Origin of the sequence: Parafrankia sp. FMc2, assembly GCF_041008525.1 — a bacterium.
Lineage (GTDB): Bacteria > Actinomycetota > Actinomycetes > Frankiales > Frankiaceae > Parafrankia.
This window is the reverse complement of record NZ_JBFLUG010000255.1, coordinates 1-5,240: the sequence shown is the minus strand read 5'-3', so window position 1 is coordinate 5,240 and position 5,240 is coordinate 1. Positions and strand designations below refer to the sequence as shown.

Here is a 5,240-nt window from a genome sequence, read left to right as displayed (position 1 = left end):
CCAGCAACGCCGCGCCCGCTACACCGCCTCCCGTTCCACCCGCCCCCAGTGGCTACCCACGGTTACCGCCCGTCCGAAGGTCGCGTAATCGGACCAACACAGATTCCGGTCAACTGCGAAGAGCCCGGTTTCCGCGCCGCTGCTGATCCCCCGGTTGGCGCCGAGGGCGAGCTGATGACGGCCGCGCCTCCGCTCGCTTTGTATTCCCGAATGTTCTGTCATGCCCGCGGCCCGTGTCACCTCCGGTGCGGTTTTGCGAAGGAGAGAAGGACGTGCCCAGAGACGTGTCCGTCGAACCGTCAGCGACAATCCCGGTGCTCGATCCCGCCCGAGGCGGCGGATCCCACCGCCGCTTCTCGCTGTCGCTCTCACCCGCGATAACGCAGCTTCGTCTTCCGGCACAGGCAGTGTGATGTAGTGCAGAGAGAGATCATCGCGAGAGAGGGTAGGCGAGGCTTATGTGGCGTGGCCATCCTCGTCGCCGCAACGATACTGATGCACCTCGTCCACTCGCCGGCGCCGTACCTGCTCGGTGGCCTGGTCGGCGGGGCCGCGTTCACACTCGCGTTCCGGGCGCCGTGGCGGTTTCCTGAGCCGGCGCGGCATTTTGGTATGGCGCTGATCGGCGTCAGCGCGGGCGCTCTGATCGACTCTGCCGTGATCCGGCAGCTGGTGAGTCAGCCCGTCGAGGTGCTCGGGGGCGTCGGAGTCACCCTCATCTTCAGCATGCTGACGGGCCTGGTTCTCGTGTTGTCGCCGAAGGTGAACGTGGCCACGGCGATCTTCGCCTCGATGGCGGGCGCTGCCTCCGGAGTCTCGGCCATGGCCAAGGAGCTGGATGCCGACGACGCGATTGTCTCGGCCGTCCAGTACGCGCGCGTGGTGCTTGTCGTGGTTTCGCTGTCGGCGGTTGCGCCGATCCTCGACCGGTCGGGAAGTCTCGCTCCGGCGAGCCTCGGGCCCGCCGCCGACCCCGTCCTGTGGCAGAGCCTGCTGTTCACGGCTCTGTGCCTGGGGGTTGGTCTGCTCCTCGCGCAGGTCCTCACCTTCAGCGGCTCACGGTTGGTCATCCCGATGCTGATCGCCATGGCGATCGCGCTGATGACCTCCACTCCGCTTGAGGTTCCGGAGCCGCTGCTCAATCTCGGTTACACCATCACAGGGCTGGCCGTCGGTTTCTCCTTCACCGCCGCCACGATCCGCCTGTTGATACGGCTCTTCCCATTGGTGACGGTGCAGTTGGTTGCGAGCGTCGGGGGCTGCGCCCTGATCGGGATCGTGTTTGCCCGCATGGCCGGAATTCCGGACCTCGCCGGATACCTGGCAATGACCCCGGGTGGTCTCCCGGCGGTGACGGCTGTCGCGGTCCAGTCCGGCTCGGAGGTCGGGCTGGTCATCACGATGCAGCTCGTACGGGTGTTCGCCGCCATTCTGAGCGCATCGCTCATCGGCACCCTGGTCCGACGGCACAGCCGGCTGGCGGATACCTGACCATCCGGCGACCGCAGCCGCAGCCGTCCAGCCTGATCCCCTATGCGTACAACGTTCCTTATATGCGAACGCTGGGCTAGGCTGCACGAGACCCGGCCAGGGTTGTTGTCGCGGCCCCCAGGAGGATGCCATGATCTTTCCTACCGTCAGACACGTGACATCCTCCGTCCGTGTCTTCGCCGGCGAGGACGCGCTGGCTGCCCTGCCGCGTGAGTTCGACCGTGCGGGGCTCCGGCGGGCGGTCGTGTTCTGCGGGGGCTCGATGCGCCGCCACGCCGAAGCGGTGGCGAAGGTCGAGTCAGCGCTCGGTGACCGGCTCGCCGGATGGTTCGACGAGGTCCGCGAACACAGCCCGCTGCCCGCGGTCGAACGCGCGCGCGAGGTCCTGGAGGCGACCGCGGCGGACGCCGTGGTGGCGCTGGGCGGCGGATCCGCCATCGTGACTGCCCGCGCCGCGAGCATCCTGCTGGCGGAGAAGGCCGACGCTCGCGATCTCTGCACCCGGCGGGTCGACGGCCGCCTGGTCAGCCCGAAGCTGACCGCACCGAAGCTGCCGCAGTGGATCATCCCCAGCACTCCGACCACGGCCTACGCCAAGGCGGGCAGCGCGGTGCGAGACCCGGAAACCGGGGAGCGGCTGGCCCTGTTCGACCCCAAGACCCGAGCCACGGGCCTGTTCATGGATCCGGTGATCGCCGGCACCGCGCCCGTGTCGCTGGTCCGGTCGTCCGCGTTGAACGCCTTCGCCATGGCTGTCGAAGGGCTGCAGTCGCACACGGACGATCCACTCGCCGACGCCGAGCTGGCGCACGCTCTCCGCCTGTCACGGGAGTGGCTGCCGCGCCTCGACACCGCCGCGGACAACGAGCCACGCCTACGCCTCATGCTCGCCGCGTTCCTGGCGGGCAGCGGCAGCGACCACACCGGCGCGGGCCTGGCCCAGGCCCTCTCGCACGCGGTCGGCCCGCGCTCCACAGCGGCGAACGGGACGGTGGAGGCGATGCTCCTACCGCTCACCATGCGATTCAACGCCGAGGTGACGAAGCGACGCCTCCCCCAGATCGTGGACATCCTCGGCGGCGGGAGCCGGCCCCACGACGAGGCGGCGGCGGCGATCGGTGCCGCCGAGCAACTGCTCACGGCCGTCGGTGTGCCCCGCCGTCTCCGCGACGTCGGAATCGACCGCGAGATCCTGCCGGAGATCGTCGGTCATGCCATGGACGACTGGGCCATCACCCGTGTCCCGCGCCCGGCGACCAGGGAGGATCTCGTGTCACTTCTTGAGAGCGCCTGGTAAGGACGGCTGCCCACCCCGGTGTCGCTCCGGAAGTGGCCGCACGGGCCGTCTGACACCTCTGTTGACGCTCAGGTCGAGGTAGGTTAGTTTCGTAAGTACGAACGAAAGTTCGTAAATATGCATGCACGACTGCTGAGTGCAGAGCTGCTGAGTACAGAAGCGCTGTACGCAGAAACGCTGTACGCAGAAGGGCTGCGAGAACGCGGCCCGTGCACGCAAGGACGTCGCCGCGACGGCACTGTCGCGGCGGCATGGACGAGGGTGCCTGGCGACGACCTGGTCCTCCGGTGACCGGGGTCGTCCTCAGCGACCTGACGAGGTCCGTAACCGCGCAGGCACAGGCGTGACGCGGTCAGCGGCGATGGTCGAGCGCACCTCACGCGACATGATCGTCACCGTCCTGCGCGGCGGCGAACCAGAGGAGGCACGCGGGATGTCACGAGACCATCGGCCGCCGTTCGCGATCCCGGGCCACCGGCGGATTCGGGCGGAGCTGCCGCGGCTCGGCGAGGTGGGCGAGGTCGACCGCCCCGCGCGCACGGTCGAGGCCCACGAGTCGCTCCCGGCCCCGGTAGCCCCATGACGGACCTGGTCACCATCGACTGCCAGGAGAACGTGGCGGTGGTGGAGATGCACCGGCCGCCGAACAACTTCTTCGACGAGGCCAGTCTCCGTGGGGTGGCGCAGGCCCTGCTGCGCGTCGACGCCATGCCCGAGGTCCGTTGCGTGGTGCTCTGCTCGGAAGGGCGTCACTTCTGCGCGGGTGCCGATCTCCGTGACGTCGACGCGGACGGGCTGCGCCGGGTCTATCGCGAGGCGTTCACCATCTTCACCGCGCGCAAGCCCGTCATCGCCGCCGTGCAGGGCGCCGCGATCGGCGGCGGTCTCGGGTTGGCGCTGGCCGCCGACTTCCGGGTCGCCGGCGAGAACGCGCGGTTCAGCGCGAACTTCGCCCGGCTGGGCTTCCACCACGGTTTCGGTCTCTCGGTCACCCTGCCGACGGTCGTGGGGAACCAGAAGGCACGCGATCTGCTGTACACGGGGCGTTCGGTGCAGGCGACCGAGGCGCTCGCGATCGGGTTGTGTGACCGTGTCACGGCAGGCGATCCGCGGGACGAGGCGCTGGCGTGGGCTCGCGAGATCGCCCAGTCCGCGCCGCTGTCCCTGCTGTCGATCAGGTCGACCCTTCGGCGTGATCTCGTCTCGCAGGTCTCGGCGGCTCTCGACCTGGAGGCTGCCGCACAGGCGGTCCTGCTCGGGACGGCCGACTTCCAGGAGGGAATCCAGGCGTCAATCGGCAAGCGCGCGCCGATCTTCGTCGGGGCCTGAGCGGGTGACCCGTCGGGGGTGGGGTTAAATACTGGCCATGACCGATGTTCCGGCCCCGAAGCCCGAGGGTGCCCCACAGAACCACCGGACGATCGACCGGGTTACTCGCATCCTCGAAGAAGTCGTCTACAACCCAGGTATGACTTTTGTCGAGCTGGTGCGGGCGCTGGACGCCCCGAAGAGTTCTGTTCACGGATTCGTCCGAGGGCTTCTTGCGGCAGGGTGGGTCTACGAGGAAGGCCATCGGTTCTATCTCGGCCCGGCACTCTACGGTCTGACCCTGGCCAGCGGTGGGTTCCGCGCCGGGATGGTGACAGACGCCGATATCGCATCGCTCTACGAGTCGGCAGGTGTCACGGTTTTTGTCGGCGTCCAGGCCGGTGACCACCTGATTTACGTGTCGGAGTTCGGCGCGGACAGGCTGGCGGGCTTCGCGGCACGTAACAACATCCGCCGCACCATGCTGGGGACGGCCGGTGGCAAGGCGATTCTCGCGGCGCTTCCCGCCGCGCAGCGAGATGCGTACCTGCGTCGACGGAAGCCGGAGGAAGCCGCACTCGTGGACCAGTTTCTCGTCGAGTACGAGGACATCAGGAGGACGCGGATCGCCCAGAACACCCAGCATGCTGGTACGCGCTCCGCCATCGCGACGGTCGTGTCGGGCCAGTCAGGTGAACCGGTCGCCGAGGTAACCCTCGTGGGGCCCAGCACGGAAATTCTGCCTCGGAAGGAACAACTGGCGGAGATGCTGCTCGAGCACGTCGACTCGTGGCGGCGCCGAGCTTCCCTTTCGCGTTAGCAAAACAGGGCGGCCCGGTCACGCGGGCGGCCCGGCCCGCTTCTTTTCTCGACGAGACGTTCAGCGGTGAATTTCTGAAGAAGACGACCGGTTTCCGGTGGCGATCCGGGGGTCGCACCGTGCGTTACCGGAGTCGCCTCCGCGACCGGTCGACAGACGAATCGGGAGTATCTGTGTCTGCCCAAGCTCGCTCCGCTCGTGCTCGCCGGTCGTGTCTGGCGGTTCCGGCTTCCAATCCGAAGATGCTGGGTAAGGCGCAGGGCCTTCCCGCTGACCAGATCTTCTGTGATCTTGAGGACTCGGTGGCGCCGGGGGCGAAGGAGT

Annotated in this window: 5 protein-coding genes and 1 pseudogene; all 6 read left to right on the top strand. The window is 68.1% G+C overall.

Annotated elements, in window-relative coordinates:
* Nucleotides 1–417: 417 nt before the first annotated feature.
* A complete protein-coding gene (locus AB1460_RS35490; RefSeq protein ID WP_368966795.1) occupies nt 418–1,491 on the top strand; it encodes an AbrB family transcriptional regulator in 1,074 nt (357 codons plus the stop codon).
* Between the two features lie 130 nt (nt 1,492–1,621).
* A complete protein-coding gene (locus AB1460_RS35485) occupies nt 1,622–2,788 on the top strand; it encodes an iron-containing alcohol dehydrogenase family protein (protein WP_368966794.1) in 1,167 nt (388 codons plus the stop codon).
* A gap of 343 nt (nt 2,789–3,131) precedes the next feature.
* The gene (locus AB1460_RS35480; RefSeq protein ID WP_368966792.1) at nt 3,132–3,371 is read left to right on the top strand and encodes a hypothetical protein; all 240 of its coding nucleotides are present in this window, start codon (nt 3,132–3,134) and stop codon (nt 3,369–3,371) included.
* A complete protein-coding gene (locus AB1460_RS35475) occupies nt 3,368–4,117 on the top strand; it encodes an enoyl-CoA hydratase/isomerase family protein (protein ID WP_368966790.1) in 750 nt (249 codons plus the stop codon). The genes AB1460_RS35480 and AB1460_RS35475 overlap by 4 nt, the downstream gene beginning before the upstream one ends.
* A gap of 37 nt (nt 4,118–4,154) precedes the next feature.
* Complete coding sequence (locus AB1460_RS35470; RefSeq protein ID WP_368966788.1) at nt 4,155–4,916, top strand: IclR family transcriptional regulator; 762 nt, start codon at nt 4,155–4,157, stop codon at nt 4,914–4,916.
* A gap of 173 nt (nt 4,917–5,089) precedes the next feature.
* Nucleotides 5,090–5,240 (top strand): annotated as a pseudogene (locus AB1460_RS35465) (CoA ester lyase); the annotation flags it as partial.